At 70.5% G+C, this 16,852-nt stretch carries 18 protein-coding genes; 14 read left to right on the top strand and 4 right to left on the bottom strand.

The window, feature by feature from the left end; all coding sequences use genetic code 11:
* The first annotated feature begins 42 nt into the window (after positions 1-42).
* From dhaK to ACFLIM_RS02400, 3 genes are read left to right on the top strand one after another with little or no spacing between them, the layout of a single operon-like run.
* The gene (gene dhaK / locus ACFLIM_RS02410) at positions 43-1,023 is read left to right on the top strand and encodes a dihydroxyacetone kinase subunit DhaK (RefSeq protein ID WP_393161350.1); all 981 of its coding nucleotides are present in this window, start codon (positions 43-45) and stop codon (positions 1,021-1,023) included.
* Entirely contained in the window at positions 1,023-1,640 is a 618-nt protein-coding gene (dhaL, locus tag ACFLIM_RS02405) for a dihydroxyacetone kinase subunit DhaL (RefSeq protein WP_393161348.1), read from the top strand. Before dhaK ends, dhaL begins: the two co-directional genes overlap by 1 nt.
* Positions 1,640-2,014, top strand: a complete 375-nt coding sequence (locus tag ACFLIM_RS02400; protein WP_393161346.1) for a PTS-dependent dihydroxyacetone kinase phosphotransferase subunit DhaM — start codon at positions 1,640-1,642, stop codon at positions 2,012-2,014. Before dhaL ends, ACFLIM_RS02400 begins: the two co-directional genes overlap by 1 nt.
* Here the strand turns inward: ACFLIM_RS02400 and ACFLIM_RS02395 are convergent.
* The 4 genes from ACFLIM_RS02395 to ACFLIM_RS02380 form a co-directional block, all read right to left on the bottom strand.
* Entirely contained in the window at positions 2,011-3,672 is a 1,662-nt protein-coding gene (locus tag ACFLIM_RS02395) for a thiamine pyrophosphate-binding protein (protein ID WP_393161344.1), read from the bottom strand. The genes ACFLIM_RS02400 and ACFLIM_RS02395 overlap by 4 nt on opposite strands.
* Positions 3,669-4,442, bottom strand: coding sequence for a cyclase family protein (locus ACFLIM_RS02390; RefSeq protein WP_393161342.1), 774 nt, complete (start codon positions 4,440-4,442; stop codon positions 3,669-3,671). The genes ACFLIM_RS02395 and ACFLIM_RS02390 overlap by 4 nt, the downstream gene beginning before the upstream one ends.
* Before the next feature lie 64 nt (positions 4,443-4,506).
* Positions 4,507-5,097 carry a hypothetical protein gene (locus tag ACFLIM_RS02385; RefSeq protein WP_393161340.1) on the bottom strand — a complete coding sequence of 197 codons (591 nt, stop codon included), beginning with the start codon at positions 5,095-5,097 and terminating at the stop codon, positions 4,507-4,509.
* Positions 5,098-5,118: 21 nt separating this feature from the next.
* On the bottom strand, positions 5,119-5,547 hold the full coding sequence (locus ACFLIM_RS02380) for a CBS domain-containing protein (protein WP_393161339.1): 429 nt from the start codon (positions 5,545-5,547) through the stop codon (positions 5,119-5,121).
* A gap of 137 nt (positions 5,548-5,684) precedes the next feature.
* On the opposite strand from ACFLIM_RS02380, the gene ACFLIM_RS02375 reads away from it, so the two are divergent.
* The 11 genes from ACFLIM_RS02375 to ACFLIM_RS02325 all read left to right on the top strand — a co-directional run bounded on the left by ACFLIM_RS02375 (position 5,685) and on the right by ACFLIM_RS02325 (position 16,852).
* Positions 5,685-7,076 (top strand): aminopeptidase P family protein, encoded by a 1,392-nt coding sequence (locus ACFLIM_RS02375; protein ID WP_393161337.1) that lies wholly within the window; start codon positions 5,685-5,687, stop codon positions 7,074-7,076.
* A gap of 141 nt (positions 7,077-7,217) precedes the next feature.
* Positions 7,218-8,009, top strand: a complete 792-nt coding sequence (locus ACFLIM_RS02370) for an MlaE family ABC transporter permease (protein WP_393161335.1) — start codon at positions 7,218-7,220, stop codon at positions 8,007-8,009.
* Entirely contained in the window at positions 8,009-8,863 is an 855-nt protein-coding gene (locus ACFLIM_RS02365; protein WP_393161333.1) for an MlaE family ABC transporter permease, read from the top strand. Before ACFLIM_RS02370 ends, ACFLIM_RS02365 begins: the two co-directional genes overlap by 1 nt.
* A 4-nt stretch (positions 8,864-8,867) precedes the next feature.
* A complete protein-coding gene (locus tag ACFLIM_RS02360) occupies positions 8,868-9,887 on the top strand; it encodes an MlaD family protein (RefSeq protein ID WP_393161331.1) in 1,020 nt (339 codons plus the stop codon).
* 1 nt (position 9,888) lies between these two features.
* Complete coding sequence (locus ACFLIM_RS02355; RefSeq protein WP_393161329.1) at positions 9,889-10,923, top strand: MCE family protein; 1,035 nt, start codon at positions 9,889-9,891, stop codon at positions 10,921-10,923.
* Positions 10,923-11,948 carry an MlaD family protein gene (locus ACFLIM_RS02350; RefSeq protein WP_393161327.1) on the top strand — a complete coding sequence of 342 codons (1,026 nt, stop codon included), beginning with the start codon at positions 10,923-10,925 and terminating at the stop codon, positions 11,946-11,948. The genes ACFLIM_RS02355 and ACFLIM_RS02350 overlap by 1 nt, the downstream gene beginning before the upstream one ends.
* Positions 11,945-12,967, top strand: a complete 1,023-nt coding sequence (locus tag ACFLIM_RS02345; RefSeq protein WP_393161325.1) for an MCE family protein — start codon at positions 11,945-11,947, stop codon at positions 12,965-12,967. The genes ACFLIM_RS02350 and ACFLIM_RS02345 overlap by 4 nt, the downstream gene beginning before the upstream one ends.
* Positions 12,964-13,974, top strand: a complete 1,011-nt coding sequence (locus tag ACFLIM_RS02340; RefSeq protein WP_393161323.1) for an MCE family protein — start codon at positions 12,964-12,966, stop codon at positions 13,972-13,974. The genes ACFLIM_RS02345 and ACFLIM_RS02340 overlap by 4 nt, the downstream gene beginning before the upstream one ends.
* Positions 13,975-14,040: 66 nt before the next feature.
* Positions 14,041-15,393 (top strand): MCE family protein, encoded by a 1,353-nt coding sequence (locus ACFLIM_RS02335; protein WP_393161321.1) that lies wholly within the window; start codon positions 14,041-14,043, stop codon positions 15,391-15,393.
* Complete coding sequence (locus tag ACFLIM_RS02330; protein WP_393161319.1) at positions 15,390-16,247, top strand: hypothetical protein; 858 nt, start codon at positions 15,390-15,392, stop codon at positions 16,245-16,247. Before ACFLIM_RS02335 ends, ACFLIM_RS02330 begins: the two co-directional genes overlap by 4 nt.
* A gap of 17 nt (positions 16,248-16,264) precedes the next feature.
* The gene (locus tag ACFLIM_RS02325) at positions 16,265-16,852 is read left to right on the top strand and encodes a 4'-phosphopantetheinyl transferase family protein (protein ID WP_393161597.1); all 588 of its coding nucleotides are present in this window, start codon (positions 16,265-16,267) and stop codon (positions 16,850-16,852) included.

Raw genomic sequence — 16,852 nt, 5'->3', positions numbered from 1 at the left:
TCGACGCTTGCGTCTTCGTGAAAACGGGCAGATCTTTTCACCATGAAGAAGCTCATCAACACGGCCGACTCCGTCGTTGAGGACGCGCTGAACGGCATGGCCGCGGCCCACCCCTCGCTGCGGATCCGCGACCAGGTGGTCTACCGCGCCGAGGGCCCCCGCCCCGGGAAGGTTGGCCTGGTCTCCGGCGGCGGCTCCGGGCACGAGCCGCTGCACGCCGGTTTCGTCGGGTACGGCATGCTCGACGCGGCGTGCCCCGGCGAGATCTTCACCTCCCCGGTGCCCGACCAGATCATCGACGCGACCAGGGCGGTGGACGGCGGCGCCGGGGTCCTGCACATCGTCAAGAACTACACCGGCGACGTCCTGAACTTCGAGATGGCAGCCGAGCTGGTCGAGGACGTCGCGGTGGCGAGCGTGCTGGTCGACGACGACGTGGCCGTACAGGACTCCCTCTACACGGCGGGCCGGCGCGGCACCGGGGCGACGTTGTTCGTGGAGAAGATGGCGGGGGCGCTGGCCGAGCGCGGCGCGCCGCTGGCCGAGGTCGCCGCCGTGGCGGGCGAGGTGGACGAGCGCAGCAGGTCGTTCGGCATCGCGCTGACCTCCTGTACGACGCCGCACGCGGGCAAGCCGACCTTCGACCTGCCGGAGACGGACGTGGAGCTGGGCATCGGCATCCACGGCGAGCCGGGACGGGCGCGGGTGCCGATGGCCTCGGCCCGCGAGCTGGCCGGGATCGCCATGGAGGCCATCCACGGCGACCTGCCGCTGCGCGGCGACCTGCTGGTCATGGTGAACGGCATGGGCGGCACCCCCCTCATGGAGCTGTACGTGGCGTTCGCGGAGGTGGCGGCGTTCGTGAAGGGGAAGGGGGCGCGGGTGTCGCGCTCGCTCGTCGGCAACTACGTGACAAGCCTGGACATGGCAGGCTTCTCCGTGTCGATCTGCCTGCTCGACGACGCGGCCACCCGGCTGTGGGACGCGCCGGTCGAGACGCCCGGGCTGCGGTGGGGGCGCTGATGGACACCGACGTGTTCGTGGCCTGGTTCGAGGAGGCTGCCAGGCTGGTGCGCAGGGACCGCGACCGCCTGACCGAGCTGGACGCCGCGATCGGCGACGCCGACCACGGCACGAACCTCGACCGCGGCCTCACCGAGGTCGGCAAGGCGCTGGCCGACTCGCCGCCGTCCTCGCCGGGGCAGGTGCTGACGTCCGCGGGCGCGACGCTGATCCGCCGCGTCGGGGGCGCTTCCGGGCCGCTGTACGGGTCCGTGTTCCGGCAGATGGGCAAGTCGCTGGAGTCGCCAGTGACCTTGGCGGGGTTCGCGGGGGCCTTCGAGGACGGGGTTGTGGCGGTCGAACGGCTGGGCAAGGCCGCGCTGGGTGACAAGACCATGGTGGACGCGCTGGCTCCGGCCTCCCGTGCGCTGGCGCTGGCCGTACGGGATGGGGTGGGGGTGCGGGAGGCGTTCGAGCAGGCGGCGCGCGCGGCGGCGGAGGGGGCGAAGGCCACGATCCCCATGCGGGCGCGCAAGGGGCGGGCCAGTTACCTGGGAGAGCGGAGCGTCGGGCACGAGGATCCGGGCGCGGCCTCGGCGGCGTTGTTCATGGCGGCGCTGGCGGCTGTGGTCGCGTGATGGTGGGGCTCGTGCTGGTCTCGCACAGTGCCGGGCTGGCGGCGGAGGCGGCGGCGCTGGCCCGGGGGATCGCGGGCGCCGACACGCCCGTTGCCCCGGCCGGTGGCACGCAGGACGGCGGGCTGGGCACGAGCCTGGATCTCATCGAGGCGGCGGTGCGGGCCGTGGATCAGGGGGACGGAGTGGTGATCGTGCCCGATCTGGGCAGTTCGGTGCTGACCGCCCGCCTGGTGGAGGAGGATGGGCGGGTGGTGGTGGCGGACGTGCCGTTCGTGGAGGGCGCGATCGCGGCGGCGGTGGCGGCGGGCGCGGGCGTGCCGCTGGCCGACGTGCTGGCCGCGGCCGAGGAGGCCCGCACCTACCGCAAGCTCTAGTGCCCCTTGAACGCCTCCTCCAGCCACCAGGAGCCGTGCTCTCCGGTGACCTTGGCGTGCACCAGCAGCGGCCGATCTCGCGGCCCGTCCAGCCACTCGGCCACGCCCGCCAGGTCGGCCCGCTCCGTGACCGTCACGGCGGCGAAGCCGTGGCCCCTGGCGATGGCGGCCAGGTCGGCCGGTGGGAACCTGACCGTGTCGAGCGGGTGCCCGTGCGGCCCGAAATGGTGCACCTCGGCGCCGTACGCCTCGTCGTCGTAGACCACGATCACCATGGGCAGGCCGAGCCGGACGACGGTCTCCAGCTCCGCGATGCTCATGAGGGCGCCGCCGTCGCCGAGCGCGGCGACCGGCAGCCGGTCCGGCCGGGCCACGGCGGCGCCGATCGCCGTCGCCAGCCCCAGGCCGATCGACTGGAACGCCTGCGTGAAGCAGAATCCACCCTCGTCCGGGACATCGAGGAACATCGAGGGATATCCCATGAAATTTCCGGAATCGATGGAGATGATCCGCTCCCTGGGCAGCAGGTCGTCCAGGCCGATGGTGAGCGTCCTCGGGTCGATCCGGCCGCCGCCGCTCTCGTCCTCGTACGGCACCGCCCGCCAACGTCCCTCGGCCTGGATGCGGCGGGCGATCTCGGGCGAGCGATACCCCCGCCCGGCGGCTTCGGGCTTGGGCTCGGTGAGGTGGGTCGTCAGCGCGCTCGCGACGAGCCCCACGTCGCCCACCACACCCAGGTCGACGGGCACGTACGCCTTCAGCGCCGCCGGGTCGAGGTCCACCTTCGCCACCTTCGTGCCCGGTGAGATCAGCGTGCCGTGGCGAGTGGTCCACATGTTCAGCGCGCACCCCCACCCGATGACGAGGTCGGCGTCGCGGATCAGCTCGGCGGTCAGCGGCGTCGCGAAGCCGCCGCTCACGTCGAGGTCCCACGGGCTGCCGCGGAACAGCCCCCTGGCCACGGCCGAGGTGGCCGGCAGGGCGCCCACGAGGTCGGCGAGCTCCTCCAGCTCCCGCCGCGCGTGCCGGGCCCCGCGCCCGGCGATGAACACGGGCCGCCTGGACCCACTGAGCAGCCGCGCCAGCTCCATCACCGCACCGGGCGACGGCGCACCAGAGGTCCCTGTGACAGCGGATGACCGGCCCGACGCGCGCCCGGCCTCCAGCGGCCCGTCGAAGGGAGCGGCCTGGATGTCGAGCGGAAGGTTCAGCAGCACCGTACGCCGCTCCTCCACGGCCACCCGGTACGCCTCCGACGCCTGCTCCCCCGCACCCTCCGCGGAGGTGACCCGCATCGGCACCGCCCCCACCGCCCCGGCCAGGGCGGCCTGGTCGATGTGGAAGTTCGACGAGACCTCGGTGGCCTCTCCGGCGAGCAGGACCATCGGGGTACGGCTCTTGGCCGCCTCCGTGAGACCGGTCATCGCGTTCGTGAGCCCCGGCCCCTGATGCACCGACACGACCCCGACCCGGCCGCTCATCCGGGCATAGGCGTCGGCCATCGTGGTGGCCCCGCCCTCGTGGCGCGCGGCGACGTAGCGTACGCCGCTTGCCACGAGCGCGTTCGTGACGTGGAAGTTGCCGCTCCCGACCACGCCGAAGACCGTCTCGACGCCGCAGGCGGCGAGGACGCGGCCGACGGCCTCCGCGACGATCAACGTTCCACCAGAGCGAGCACCCGCACGGGGCTGCCGGAGCCGCCCACGATGGGCAGCGGCGGTGCGACCACGACGGCGCCGGTCCCCGGCAGGCGGTCGAGGTTGCGCAACTGGGTCAGGCCGTATTTGCCCGCGCCCAGCAGGAACGAGTGGCAGGGGAAGGCCGGGTCGAAGGAGTGGGCGGTGCCCGCGTCGGTGCCCACGGTCTCGACGCCGAGCCCGACGATCGGGGTCTCGGACGCCAGCCACGAGGCGCACTCCACCGAGATGCCGGGCGTGTGGGGACCGGTCTCGTCGGCGTTCAGGAAGGCGGCCTGGTCGCCGGATCGGGTGTCCCAGCCGGTCCGGTAGAGCAGCCAGCCGCCGTCGGGCAGCGGGCCGTTGGCGCGCTCCCACTCCTTGACGTGGTCGATCTGGAGGAGGAAGTCGGGGTCCTTGGCCGCCTCGTCGGCGAAGTCGAGCACGACGGCGGGCGCGATCAGGCTGCGCGCGGGCACCTGGGAGACGTCCTGGCCGTCACGGGCGGTCACCCAGTGGATGGGCGCGTCGAAGTGGGTGCCGGAGTGCTCGCCGGTGTGGATGTCGTTCCAGTACCAGGCGGGGCCGCGGTCGTCGTAGCGGCTGATCTCCTCCAGGCGGAACGGGATCGTGTTGCCGAACGGCTCGGGCAACTGGAGGATCGGTGTCTCGGACGAGAGGGGCGCGGTGAGGTCGATCACCTCGATCGCCCCGCTGCGCACGCTGTCCACGAAGCTCTGCAACACCGACATGTCTTCCTCCTTGATGGGCTGTGCGCATCCTCCTACGCCCGCCCGACCAGTGCAAACAACGGCGTTATGCCCTGGTCCACTGCGCGCATCCGCCGGTCTGGAACTCCTTGTCCGAGGGCCCGATGGTGACCGTGGCGGGCCCCGTCGGCATGCCGGTCGCGATCACACCGCCGGTGGCGCCCCGCAGCCGGGCCCAGAAGCACATGCTGTTGCCCGCCGTCGGCCCGGTCGTGCGGTAGGTCCCCGGCTGGATGTCGGTGCCCACGACGAGCGTGCGCAGGGACGCGGGATTGACGGCGGGAGTGGTACTGGCCCCTTGCGTCTGCCCCGGTGCGGTCTGGCTGGGCAAGGGCTGGCCGGTCTGAGCCGGTGGCGCGGTCGGTTGCGAGGTGGTCGCGGGCGGTGCCGTCTGGGTGGGCGCCGTCTGGGTGGGCGCCGTGGCCTCCGGTTCCGCGGTCTCGGTCTCCTCGACCGTGACCGTGACCCTGGGCGCGGCCGGCTCCGACGTCGTGCCCGCGCCGAACCCCACGAACACCCCCAGCAGGAACCCCAGCAGGGCGGCGAGCCCCGAGACGAGCAGGATGATCGTCGGACTGCTCGTCGCGCGAGGGTATTCAGGAGCCCGAGGGTAGTCAGGAGGCGGCCCGTACATCACGGACCAAGCCTGCCATCCCTGTCAACGATGGAGATAATCGACGAGCGACGCCTTCTCCGTCTCCAACTCCTCGATGGCGCTCTTGACCACGTCACCGATGCTCACGATGCCCACCAAGCGGCCGTTCTCGACGACCGGCATGTGCCGGAACCGCTGCGTGGTCATGGTCCGCCGGAGCGAGTCGACGTTCTCGCCCGGCCCGACCGTGCGGACCTCGGTGGTCATGATCGAGGACACCGGCTCGTCCAGGATCGCCGGGCCGCGGTCGTGCAGGCGGCGCACGACGTCACGCTCCGACACGATGCCCTCGATGGTGAAGCCGTCGGTGGAGACGACGACGGCTCCGATGTTGCGCTCTGCGAGTCTGGCGAGCAACTCCCGCACCGTCGCGCCCGGCGCCACGGTCGTCACGTCGCTGCCCTTGCCGCGCAGGATCGTCCCGATGAGCATGTGCACCACCTCTGCCCTCAGTGTTCCAGCCCTGCGTCCAGGCAAACAACCCCGCGGGGACGGAGTCAAGCGCTCACGTAGGCTGCTGCCGAACGTGAACCCGTACCAAAACCGAAATATCACTCAAGGACAGCTAAATGACCGAGCCGCTCAACACCGGAAGCCATGACCTGCCGATCACCGAGGAGCTGGCCGCGTTCATGCGGACGGGCTGGGCGGGCGCCCGGCGCGCCGAGGTGACCGCCCGGCCGATCGCGCCGTGGGCGGCCAAGCGCCGCACCGCGCTGGCGAACCGCTTCCCCGGCGAGCGGCTGGTGATCCCGTCGGGCAGGCTCAAGGTCCGCAGCAACGACAGCGACTACCGGTTCCGGCCGCACAGCGCGTACTCGTATCTGACCGGCGCGAACGAGTCCGACGACGTGCTGGTGATCGAGCCGTCGGGCGAGGCCGTCCTGTACGTGCGGCCGCGCGCGCCGCGCGAGGAGGGCCAGGAGTTCTACCGGGACCGCCGCTACGGCGAGTTCTGGACGGGACCGAGGCCTGACCTGGTGGAGGCGGCGGAGCTGTACCAGGTGGAGTGCGCGCACATTCGCGACCTGGACCTGGCGCGGCCGGCCAGGGTGCTGCGCGGCGTGGACGCCTCGGTGGACGCGACGGCGCCGCGTGGCGAGGGTGACGGCGAGCTGGAGTCGTTCCTGGCCGAGATGCGGCTGGTCAAGGACGAGTGGGAGGTCGGCGAGCTGCAGTCGGCCGTGGACGCGACCGTGCGCGGCTTCGAGGACGTCGTACGCGCGCTGCCCCAGGCGCTCGGGCACCCGCGCGGCGAGCGGTATCTGGAGGGCGTGTTCGGGCTGCGGGCGCGGCTGGAGGGCGACGCGGTCGGCTACGACAGCATCGTGGCCTCCGGGTCCCATGCCTGCGTCCTGCACTGGATCCGCAACGACGGCGCGCTGGACCCCGGGGACCTGCTGCTGCTGGACGCGGGCGTCGAGTCCGGCACGTTCTACACCGCCGACGTCACCCGCACGTTCCCCATGTCGGGCAGGTTCAGCGGCGTGCAGCGGCAGGCGTACGAGCTGGTGTACGAGGCCCAGACGGCGGCCATCGCCACCCTGAGGCCGGGCGCCCGCTTCCGCGACTTCCACCTGGCGGCGATGCGCGTCATCTGCGACGGCCTGCGCGACTGGGGCCTGCTGACGGACTCCACCGACGCCCTCCTGGAGACCGGCCTCTACCGGCGCTACACCCTGTGCAGCAGCGGCCACATGCTCGGCCTGGACGTGCACGACTGCGCGAAGTCACGCGCCGAGGTCTACCTGGACGGCGTCCTGAAGGAGGGCAACGTGCTCACGGTCGAGCCGGGCCTGTACTTCCAGCCGGACGACCTGACGCTGCCCGCGGAGCTGCGCGGCCTCGGCATCCGCATCGAGGACGACCTGGTCGTCACCGCCGGCGGCGCCGCGCTCATGTCCTCGGGTCTCCCCCGCCACCCGGACGAGGTCGAGTCCTGGATGGGTGCCCTGTTGTAACGGGGCGATCACGTTTCGTACCTGACTGACAACGTGTGACCTGCGTCTCATACCTTTCGCGCAAATTCCGGCGAAAGCATCGACTACTAGACAACCCGTCAGTAGGGTCAGTCATCCGTAGGCGGCGGAGGTGGTCACCTGATGGCCTTGTCCGGGTACGTCGGACGCCGGGCCGGATCGATGCTCGGCCAGGTCGGTGACCTGTTCGTCATCGTCCTGGAGGGATTGCGCAGGAGCTGGGACGTCCGGAGCTGGTGGTGGGAGTTCGTCGACCAGTGCTGGTTTCTCGCCCGCGTCACCAGCGTCCCCGTGTTGCTCGTCTCCCTGCCGCTGGGCGCCACCGTGGCGCTGCAGGTGGGCGAGCTGGCCTGGCAGCTCGGCGCCGGCTCGGCCACCGGCAGCGCGGTCTTCGTCGGCCTGATCCGCGAGGTGGCGCCGCTGGCCAGCGCGCTGCTGATCGCCGGGGCCGGCGGCAGCGCGATGACCTCCGACATCGGCGCGCGCAACATCCGCGACGAGCTGAGCGCGATGGAGGTCATGTCGGTCAACCCGATCCATCGCCTGGTCACCCCGCGCATGTGGGCGGCCAGCACGATCGCGGTGTGCCTGTGCCCGCTGGTCATCCTGTCGGGCGCGACCGGCGGCTACTTCTTCAACGTGGTCGTGCAGGGTGTCACCCCCGGCGCGTACTTCGACGGCGCGTTGTCGCTGGTCGTGGCCTCCGACCTGTACGTGACGCTGTTCAAGGCGTGGATCTTCGGGTTCATCGCGGCGGCGGTGGCCTGCTACAAGGGCATGACGTGCGCGACCAGCCCGGTCGGCGTGGGGCGGGCGGTCAACCAGGCGACCGTGGTGACGTTCATGCTGGTGTTCACGTTCAACTACGTGATCTCGGCCGTGTACTTCCTGGCCTACCCGCCGAGGTCGCTCTGATGGTGACGAGGACCGCCGGTCTCAGGCTCGCACTCAGGGGGCGGGATGTCGCCGAGCGGTTCGCGACGCTGGCCGACTGGCCGCTGTTCGTGTGGAAGGTGCTGTTCTACTCCGTCCGCGACGTGATCCTGCGGCTCAAATACTTCAAGGTCGTCATCAGGCAGGTCAGCGACGTCGTGGTCGGCGTCGGGGCGACCGTCATCGGCGGCGGCATGATCTTCGTGGTGTTCACGATGGCGTTCGTCGTCGGCGCGACCGTGGGCCTGCAGGGCTACCAGGGGTTGCAGGCGATCGGCGCGGAGTCGTTCATGGGCCTGGTGGGCAGCTTCGCCAACGTCCGCGAGATCACCCCGATCATCGCCGCGACCGCCCTGGCGGCCCAGGTGGGCTCGTCGTTCACGGCGGAGCTGGGCGCGATGCGGATCTCGGAGGAGATCGACGCGCTGGAGGTGATGGGCATCAACGCCTTCACCTACCTGATCTGCACCCGGGTCGTCGCGGCGCTGCTGGCGCTGATGCCGATCTACCTGATCGCGTTGTTCGCCAGCTTCTTCGCCACCCGGCTGATGTGCACGGTGTTGTTCGGTCTGGCGCCCGGGGTCTACGACTACTACTTCTACCTGTACCTGCCGGTCAGCGACATCGTGTTCAGCGTCGCCAAGGTCGGCGTGTTCGCCTTCGCCGTCATCGTGATCCACTGCTACCACGGCTTCCACGCCACCGGCGGGCCCGTGGGCGTGGGCGTGGCGGCGGGGCGCGCCATCCGCCAGTCGATCGTCACGATCGTGCTGCTCAACCTGCTGCTGTCGTACCTGTTCTGGGGTGGCGGCGGCAACATACCGCTGACGGGGTGAGCCGGTGACCCGATTCGAGCTCTCCCTCGCCGCCCGGATGGGCATCGCGCTCGCCGTGCTCGTGCTGTTCGCGGCCGGGACCTTCTACGTTGTACGCACCGCCAACGAGATCCGCGGGACCAGGATCGACGCCGTGTTCGGCCGGGCCGGGCAGGGCCTGGACACCAACTCCCCGGTTAAGATCCGCGGCATCACGGTCGGCGACGTGACGAACGTGTCGCTCGACGCCAAGGGCCACGCCGTGGTGACCATGCACGTCGAGCCCGGCGTCAGGGTGCCGCAGTCCACGGTCGCGTCCGTCGAGCCGACGTCGGTGTTCGGCCCCAAGTTCATCAACCTCAAGCTCGGCTCCGGCGAGACCACCGGCCCTTACCTGGCCGCGGGCGCCGTCATCACCGACACCGAGGAGCCGCTCGACCTGTCCGACACGCTCGGCGCCGCCTACCGCGGCCTGGACGCCGTCGATCCGCGCGAGGTCACGGTCATCGTGCACACCCTGGCCAAGGGGCTGGACGGCGAGGGCGAGAACCTGCGCGAGCTGATCGGCGACGCCGGCACCGTCGTCGGCGTCGCGCACCGGCAGCGCGGGCGGGCCAGGCAGTTCCTCCACGACGCCGCCCTGCTGGGCACGGCGCTGTCGGACAAGGGAGACGAGCTCGTCTCGATCTCGTCCGACGTCAACGTCATCACCCCGGACCTGCTGAAAAGGGCCGACAAGGTACGCGTCCTGCTCGACGAGGTGACCTCCGTCTCCGGCCTGGCGGCGCACGGGCTGTCCAAGCACCGGCAGGATCTGCGGGCCGGCGTGCACTCGGGCGAGCGGGTGGCCGCGCTCATCTACGCCCAGCTCGGCCTGGCCGGCGACGGCGTACGCGGCCTGAACAAGCTGGTGGACCTGCTCAACGAGCTGATCGAGGCCCAGGGTCCCGGCAACACCCGCCAGCTCCAGGTCGAGGCGTTCGTCGCCACCGACATCTGCGAGCTCATCGTCGGCGCCTGCGGCCCGACCGACGGGAGGCGGTGACATGCGGCACGCCTGGACGTTCGTGCGGTTCGCCCTGTTCGTCGGGTTGAGCGTGGCACTGATCGTGCTGATCACCGTGCAGATCGCCAGGGTGAGCACGGGCGGCGGATACCGGCTGATCGCGACTTTCGATGATGTGTCGGGGCTGGTCGAGGGCGACCAGGTCAAGATCGCCGGGGCGCCCGTCGGCCAGGTGGACACCATCAAGGTGGTCAACGGCCGGGCCGAGGTGAGCATGGAGGTGCAGGACGCGGTCAGGGTGCCGACCGACACCGAGGCCGCCATCCGCTGGCGCAACGCCGTCGGCCAGCGCGTGGTCTACCTGCTGCCCGGCACCGCGCCCGGCAGGCTGGCGCCCGGGTCGCGCATCGTGCGCACGTCGTCCGTCGTGGACATCGGCGAGCTGGTCAGCGACCTCGGCCCGCTGACCCGCAGCCTGGACCCCGACCAGATCAACCAGCTCCTCACCGCCGCCGCCAAGTCGCTCAAGGGCAACGAGCACAACATCCCGAGGCTGCTCGACAACGTCAACGCCATCACCACCACGGTCAACGACCGCAAGCAGACCATCCAGCAACTGCTGAAGGACTACGCCACCGTCACCGGCGTGGTCGCCAGGCGCGACAAGCAGATCGAGCAGCTCGTGGACAACCTCGTCACACTCTCGGAGGCGTTCGCCGACAACCGCGGGCTGATCGACGACGCGCTGGTGGAGCTGTCCACGACCGTGCACACCTCCAACGAGGTGCTCGGCAAGAACGCCGACGAGCTGGGCGCCCTGGTCGACAACCTGTCCGGCCTGACCGGCGGCATCCGGCGGCACGTGGACGAGATCGACAAGACGGTCAGCACGTTCCAGCCGTTGTTCGCCCGGGCCCACTCCACCGTCAATCGCGGCCACTACTTCATCACCGCGGTCCCCTGCGTCGCCCTGAGCGCCGCGCCCTGCCCGTACGGGATGCAGAGCCCGCCGCCGCTGCGCAACACCAGGATCCAGAGCGAGAAGGACCTGCGGAAGCTCATGGTGGGTCAGTGATGGCACTCAAGTCCTTCCGCGACCGCAACAAGATCGCCGTCGGCCTGGTGTCGGTGGCCACGCTCGCCGCGATCCTGGTCGCCACGTTCCTGGTCGGCAACCTGGGGCTGCTGGAGGGCGGCTACTACATGTCGGGCGTCTTCGTGGACTCGGGCGGCGTGCGCACCGGCAACGACGTCCGGGTCGCCGGGGTGCGCGTCGGCAAGGTCACCGAGGTGCGCCCCGACTACGCGCAGGGCAACGTGGTCGTCACCTGGAAGGTCGACAGCGACGTACGCCTCGGCCGCGGCACCCGCGCCGACATCGCCCTGTCCAACCTGCTCGGCGGCCGGTACGTCAAACTCACCGGCGCCGTCTCCGCCCCCTACATCGACCAGCTCCCCGAGGGCTGGCGGCGCATCCCCGTGAACCGGACCGGCGTGCCCACCCTCATCAACGACGCCATCAAGGACGCGACCCGGCTGGTCGAGCGGCTGGACACCGACGCCGTGGACGACCTGCTCACCGAGCTGGACAAGGTCGACCTCGCCAAGCGGGGCCGCGTCACCAGGCTGCTGAAGAACATCGGCGACCTGTCGGACACGATCAGCGAGAGCCAGCCCCAGCTCCAGCGCCTCCTCGACAACGGCACAAAGATCATTAATGTCCTGGAGAAGAAGGACAAGCAGCTCGGACGGCTCATCGACGCCATCGAGGTGATGCTTCGCGAGTTGCGCGCACGCCGTAACGAGCTGCGTACCCTGCTCGGCGACGGCAGCGACCTGGTGCGGAGCACGACCCGGCTGATCAACGAGCACGAGGGCTCGCTGATCCAGGTCCTCGACGACAACGCGGCCATCACCACGCGACTGAGCGACAGCAACAAGCAGCTCAATTCGCTCCTGGCATGGGCGGGCCCGACGTTCTCCGGTCTGTCCACGATGGGCGGCCAAGGCCCGTGGCTCGAGGCCATAGCCACGGGCCTGGGGCCCATCAACCCCGAGGTGCTCACCGCCATCGCCAAGGACAGAAAGAACGATCGATGAGACGACTTCTCGCGGTCCTGTTGGCCGGGATGCTCCTGACGTCGGGGTGCTCCGTGCTGGGGGCGGAGCCGTACCGGCTGGTGGCGATCTTCAGCAAGGCGCCTTCCCTGTACGAGGAGGCGCGGGTCAAGGTGATGGGGCTCGACGCCGGATATGTCGAGAAAATCCGCATTTTTGGGAATAAAGTGCGGGTTGATCTGCTGGTGGATCGGGTGGTTCCCCTTCCCGCCGATGTGAAGGCTGTGGTCGCGCCCCAGAACACGCTCGGCGAGCGGAACGTCGTCCTCTATCCCCCATGGAAGCCGGGCCAGCAGCGGATCCAGCCCGGGGCGACCATCCCGCTGGAGCGGACCGACCTGCCGGTGGAGATCGACGACGCGCTGGACGCGTTCACCAAGCTGACCGACGCGCTCGACGACGACAAGCTGGGCGACGTGGCGGGCGATCTCGCGCAGGGTGTGCGAGGGCGGGGCAAGACGATCAACAACGTGATCGCGGACACCTCCGAGCTCACCGGCACCCTGGCCAAGCAGGACCAGCAGCTCGTCGACCTGGCCAAAGGGCTGAACAGGCTGGCCACCAGCCTCAACAGGCGAGAGAGCCAGGTGACGGGCGCGATCGACTCGTTCGCCGAGGCCAGCGCGATCCTGGCGGAGGAGCGGCGGCGGCTGCGCGGCTTCATCTCCGGCATGGCCGACTTCGTGCGGCGCGGCGACGTGATCATCGAGCAGTATTCCGAACGGCTCCCGCAGGCCGCGAGCACCCTGGCCGAGCTGGTGCTGACGGTCCGGGCCAACAGCGCCTCCATGGCGCGGGCGGTCAAAGGAGCGGCCGACTTCGCCGACGTGATCGTCGACTCGTGGGACAGGAAGCAGCACGTGCTGAAGATCCGCGTCGTGCTCAACGCGATGACCAAGGCGTACCTGGCGCCGCTGTTCGACTCGCTGGGCCTGGGCAAGGTCCCGTGCCTGCCCGCCGGGCTCAGCAACTGCCCCTACGAGCAGGGGAGGAAACGATGAGATCGCGCCTCCTGGCCGGGCTGCTCGCGCTCGCCGTGACGGCGTCGTGCTCGCTGCAGACGCTCGGTGCCACCACCGGCGACCTCACCCTGAACGCGACCTTCGACGACGTGCAGAGCCTGGTGGCCGGGCACAGCGTGCAGATCTCCGACGTACGGGTGGGCACGGTCACCGGCATCCGGCTGCAGGGCTACCAGGCCAGGGTGACGATGTCGATCCAGTCCGAGCACCGGGTGCCCGAGGGCAGCACGGCCACGGTGGCCAAGACGTCGGTCCTGGGCGAGAACTACATCCTGCTCACCCCGCCGAAGGGCAAGGACCTGTCGACGGGACCGTACCTGAAGGACGGCGCCACGATCTCCGAGACGTCGGTCGAGCCGGACATCGAGCAGGTCACCGCGAAGGCCGGGCCGCTCATCGAGGCGCTCGGCGCGCAGGACGTGAACGCCATCCTGGACGCCGCCTCCACCGCGTTCGCGGGCCAGGGCGACGACGTCAACAAGCTGATCAAGCAGACGGCCGAGGTCACCGACGCCTACGCCGCGGCCCGCCAGGACCTCGGGACCAGCATCGACGCGCTGGCCAAGCTGGGCGACGACCTCGCCAAGGGCAGCCCCGAGCTGGACCGGCTGCCGGGGACGCTCGCCGCGGCCACCACGCGCATCGTGCACGGGCGCAAGCACGTGAAGAAGGTCATCGTCGCGCTGACCGAGCTGGCCAAGGAGGCCAACCTCACGGTCTACCCGCGGCACGCCGCCCGGCTGCGCACGCTGCTGCGCGAGCTGGCGGCGATCTCGTCGGCGATGCAGCGGGGCAAGGAGGATCTGAAGGCGCTGGTGGTGAAGCTGCAGAAGTTCATCGACGCGCCGCCGATCACCGTGAACGGGCAGGTGCTGATCTACCTCTGGCTGAAGGGCGTGCTGCTGCCCCAGCGAACCGCCACCGACAACGGGCCGCTGCCGAACCGGGTCGAGGACTTCCGCCTGCTGCTGGAGCCGCCGCGATGAAACACGGGAGCGAACCCGACGCAGTGAGCGGAGTGGACCGCGAGGAACGAGTGGGCCGCGTAGCGAATGAGGAGCGGTGAGCGACCAATGAAACACCGCATTTATCTGAATTTAGGGTTCTTTGTCGCGCTGGGCGTCGTCATGACGATCTGGGCCTTCAGCACGATCATCCGGCTCGACGCGATCGAGCGGCCGTACCGGGTGTCTGCCGAGTTCGTCTCCTCTCCCGGGCTGATCCGCGGCTTCGACGTGGCCTACCTCGGGGTACGGATCGGCAAGATCGGCGACGTACGGCTGGCGCCCGGCAGGATCGTCGTGGGGCTGGACATCGACAGGGAGATCCGGCTGCCGCAGGGCACCACGGCCGAGGTGCGGCGCAAGTCCGCCATCGGGGAGCCGTACGTGGAGCTCTCGCCGCCCGCCACCGGCGTGACCGGGCCCTCGCTCGCGGCCGGAGACACGATCCCGCTGGCCAAGACGTCGGTGCCGCTGGACTACAAGAAGCTGTTCGAGGGCGTCGGCAGGCTGCTGAACGCGGTGCCGCCCCAGGACGCCAAGACGATCACTCATGAGCTGGCGGTCGCCCTGGACGGCCGGGCCCCGGCGATCAGGAACATCATCGACGACGCCCACACCCTGACCGGCACCCTGGCCGACAACTCCGAGGTGCTCGACGACCTGTCGGTGCAGCTCACCCGGCTCACCCACACGCTCGCCGGCAAGCGGGGCAAGCTGGCCGCCGGGATCACGGACCTGAGCACGGTGACGGCCACGCTGCGCGCATCCCGTACCGACCTCAATGCCTTTCTCGACCAGGGGCCGGGGGTGTTCGCCCAGCTCGACGAGGCCGTCAAGAGGTCCAGGCCGGGGTTCTCGTGCCTGCTGACGGCGCTGGGACAGCCGCACGAGCCGGTGTTCTCGCCGCAGACCGAACGGAACGTGCACCACCTGCTGAGCATCGTGCCGACCGCTCTGAGCCTGTCCGACGACATCAGTGACCGGCGCGACGGCACGGTCTACGGCAGGGCGGCGTTCATCTTCAGCGTGCCGGGCGCGCCGGCGCCCGCCGAGGAGTACGCGGGCGCCGTCGGGCCGCCCACCGTACCCCGGCTGCGGGCCTGTCCCACCCCCGAGCCCGAGCCCGCCGAGGAGACCGACCCTCCCGAGAATGATCGTCGCCAGGAGGCCGCCGCGCCGGACCGATCCGAGCGTCCGGTGGCGCAGGACACCACGAAGCCTGACAACCCCGAGGCCACCGAGTCGCCCAGCGGCGTGGCCGCCACGAGTACCGCGTCCCCTACCCCACTGAACACCGCTCCCCTGATTGTCGCGATATTCCTCGCCATCGTGGCGAGTGGTGGCATCGTGGGCTGGATCGCGGCGGGCCGGGCCGCCCGCCGCCGTGAGGAGTCGACATGACCAAGCAGGACCTCGCCGAGGACCCCCGCACCGAGGAGGCCCACCCCGAGGAGACCAGCGACGCCGCCGCCGCAACGGACGCCCGCGCCGACCGCGAGCCACCGACGACAACGGCGGACGCGGCCCCCGCTGAGGCTCCGGACCCCGCTGCCGGTGACGACTCTCCGACGACAGCGGCGGGCGCGGCCTCGGACGCCGAGGAGGCAACGACGGCGGACACGACCTCCGACAGCGAGGAGCCGACGGCGGCGAGCGCGACTTCTGACGGCGCGGAGCCGGCCGGCACAGGGGGTGGCCGTTTCACCCGGGCCAGGGTCGTGGGGGCGCTGGCCGCGATGCTGGTGGCCGCCATCGCCGCCACGGCCGTCCTGCAGTGGATCTCCGCCGCCCAGGCCGAGGACGCGAGCGCCAAGCTGACGGCCGAGCGCTCATTGCGGCTGGAGGTCTCGGGCGCGGCGAGCGCGTTCAGCAAGGCCCTGCTCAGCTACGACTACCAGGACCTGCAGTCCACCCGCTCCACCCTGGCCGCCCAGGCGACCGGCGACTTCCTCGGCACCTACGACGCGGCGTTCGGCGGCGCGATGGCGCAGGTGATCGTCAAGCTCAAGGCCACCTCACAGGCCACGGTACGCGAGGTGTACCTCGCCGACGTGGACGAGGCCACCGCGCACGCCATCGTCGTGGTCGACCAGCAGGTGAACACCTCGGAGGCGATCCGCTCGGTGAAGGACTCCCACCTTAAGATCAGTCTGGTGAAGGAGAAGGGGGTCTGGAAGGTCCATGACGTGACCGTGCTCGGCGCGGCGTCCGAGGACCAGTACAACCTCACCGGCGACGACAAGAAGAAGGACTGACGATCGGCCCTTTGGCGATGGGCGGCCGCCCCGACGAGGTGCGCGCCCCTGAGAAGTGGCTAACCGAGGTGGAGCGGGAGCGGGCGGCGCGGTTCAGGTTCGAGGCGGACCGTGAGTGTTTCACCGCCGCCCACCTGCTCATACGCCTGTGCGCCGGCGCCGCGCTCGGTGCCGGGCCGCAGGAGCTGACGCTGCTGCAACACTGCGAGCTGCACGGCCCCGGGCACGGCAAGCCGTACATCGAGGAGGCTCCAGAGCTGGGCGTCAGCTTCAGCCACACGCGCGGCTACGTGTGCGCGGCGGCCGGTCCCGGCAAGGTCGGCGTGGACGCCGAGCACGTGCCGCCCGGCCCGCTGGACGCGCTGCTGGCCGACCGGGTGCTCACGCCGCGCGAACGCGCGCTGGTCACCGGGAACGACGAGCTGATCAGGCACTGGACGCGCAAGGAGGCGCTGATCAAGCGCGGCGAGCTGACGCTGGACCAGCTGCACGCCGGGGGTGACGACCTGACGGGCCGTCACCTGCTGGAGTGGAGCGCGGGGCCGGACATCAGAGTGGCCGTGATCACGGACACCGCCGCCAGGAGGGTGCCCGTCCCCGAATAG

The organism is Nonomuraea marmarensis (genome assembly GCF_043197025.1).
Classification (GTDB): domain Bacteria; phylum Actinomycetota; class Actinomycetes; order Streptosporangiales; family Streptosporangiaceae; genus Nonomuraea; species Nonomuraea marmarensis.
This window is presented reverse-complemented; position numbering and strand designations above follow the sequence as displayed.

What these genes read in the sequence shown, in the direction of transcription:
- ACFLIM_RS02345 (WP_393161325.1), top strand. Translation starts at nt 11,945, where the DNA reads ATGAGACGACTTCTCGCGGTCCTGTTGGCCGGGATGCTCCTGACGTCG.
- ACFLIM_RS02335 (WP_393161321.1), top strand. Translation starts at nt 14,041, where the DNA reads ATGAGGAGCGGTGAGCGACCAATGAAACACCGCATTTATCTGAATTTA.
- ACFLIM_RS02365 (WP_393161333.1), top strand. Translation starts at nt 8,009, where the DNA reads ATGGTGACGAGGACCGCCGGTCTCAGGCTCGCACTCAGGGGGCGGGAT.
- dhaK (WP_393161350.1), top strand. Translation starts at nt 43, where the DNA reads ATGAAGAAGCTCATCAACACGGCCGACTCCGTCGTTGAGGACGCGCTG.
- ACFLIM_RS02355 (WP_393161329.1), top strand. Translation starts at nt 9,889, where the DNA reads ATGCGGCACGCCTGGACGTTCGTGCGGTTCGCCCTGTTCGTCGGGTTG.
- ACFLIM_RS02340 (WP_393161323.1), top strand. Translation starts at nt 12,964, where the DNA reads ATGAGATCGCGCCTCCTGGCCGGGCTGCTCGCGCTCGCCGTGACGGCG.
- ACFLIM_RS02375 (WP_393161337.1), top strand. Translation starts at nt 5,685, where the DNA reads ATGACCGAGCCGCTCAACACCGGAAGCCATGACCTGCCGATCACCGAG.
- ACFLIM_RS02325 (WP_393161597.1), top strand. Translation starts at nt 16,265, where the DNA reads ATGGGCGGCCGCCCCGACGAGGTGCGCGCCCCTGAGAAGTGGCTAACC.
- ACFLIM_RS02330 (WP_393161319.1), top strand. Translation starts at nt 15,390, where the DNA reads ATGACCAAGCAGGACCTCGCCGAGGACCCCCGCACCGAGGAGGCCCAC.
- ACFLIM_RS02350 (WP_393161327.1), top strand. Translation starts at nt 10,923, where the DNA reads ATGGCACTCAAGTCCTTCCGCGACCGCAACAAGATCGCCGTCGGCCTG.
- dhaL (WP_393161348.1), top strand. Translation starts at nt 1,023, where the DNA reads ATGGACACCGACGTGTTCGTGGCCTGGTTCGAGGAGGCTGCCAGGCTG.
- ACFLIM_RS02380 (WP_393161339.1), bottom strand. Translation starts at nt 5,547, where the DNA reads ATGCTCATCGGGACGATCCTGCGCGGCAAGGGCAGCGACGTGACGACC.
- ACFLIM_RS02370 (WP_393161335.1), top strand. Translation starts at nt 7,218, where the DNA reads ATGGCCTTGTCCGGGTACGTCGGACGCCGGGCCGGATCGATGCTCGGC.
- ACFLIM_RS02400 (WP_393161346.1), top strand. Translation starts at nt 1,640, where the DNA reads ATGGTGGGGCTCGTGCTGGTCTCGCACAGTGCCGGGCTGGCGGCGGAG.
- ACFLIM_RS02390 (WP_393161342.1), bottom strand. Translation starts at nt 4,442, where the DNA reads ATGTCGGTGTTGCAGAGCTTCGTGGACAGCGTGCGCAGCGGGGCGATC.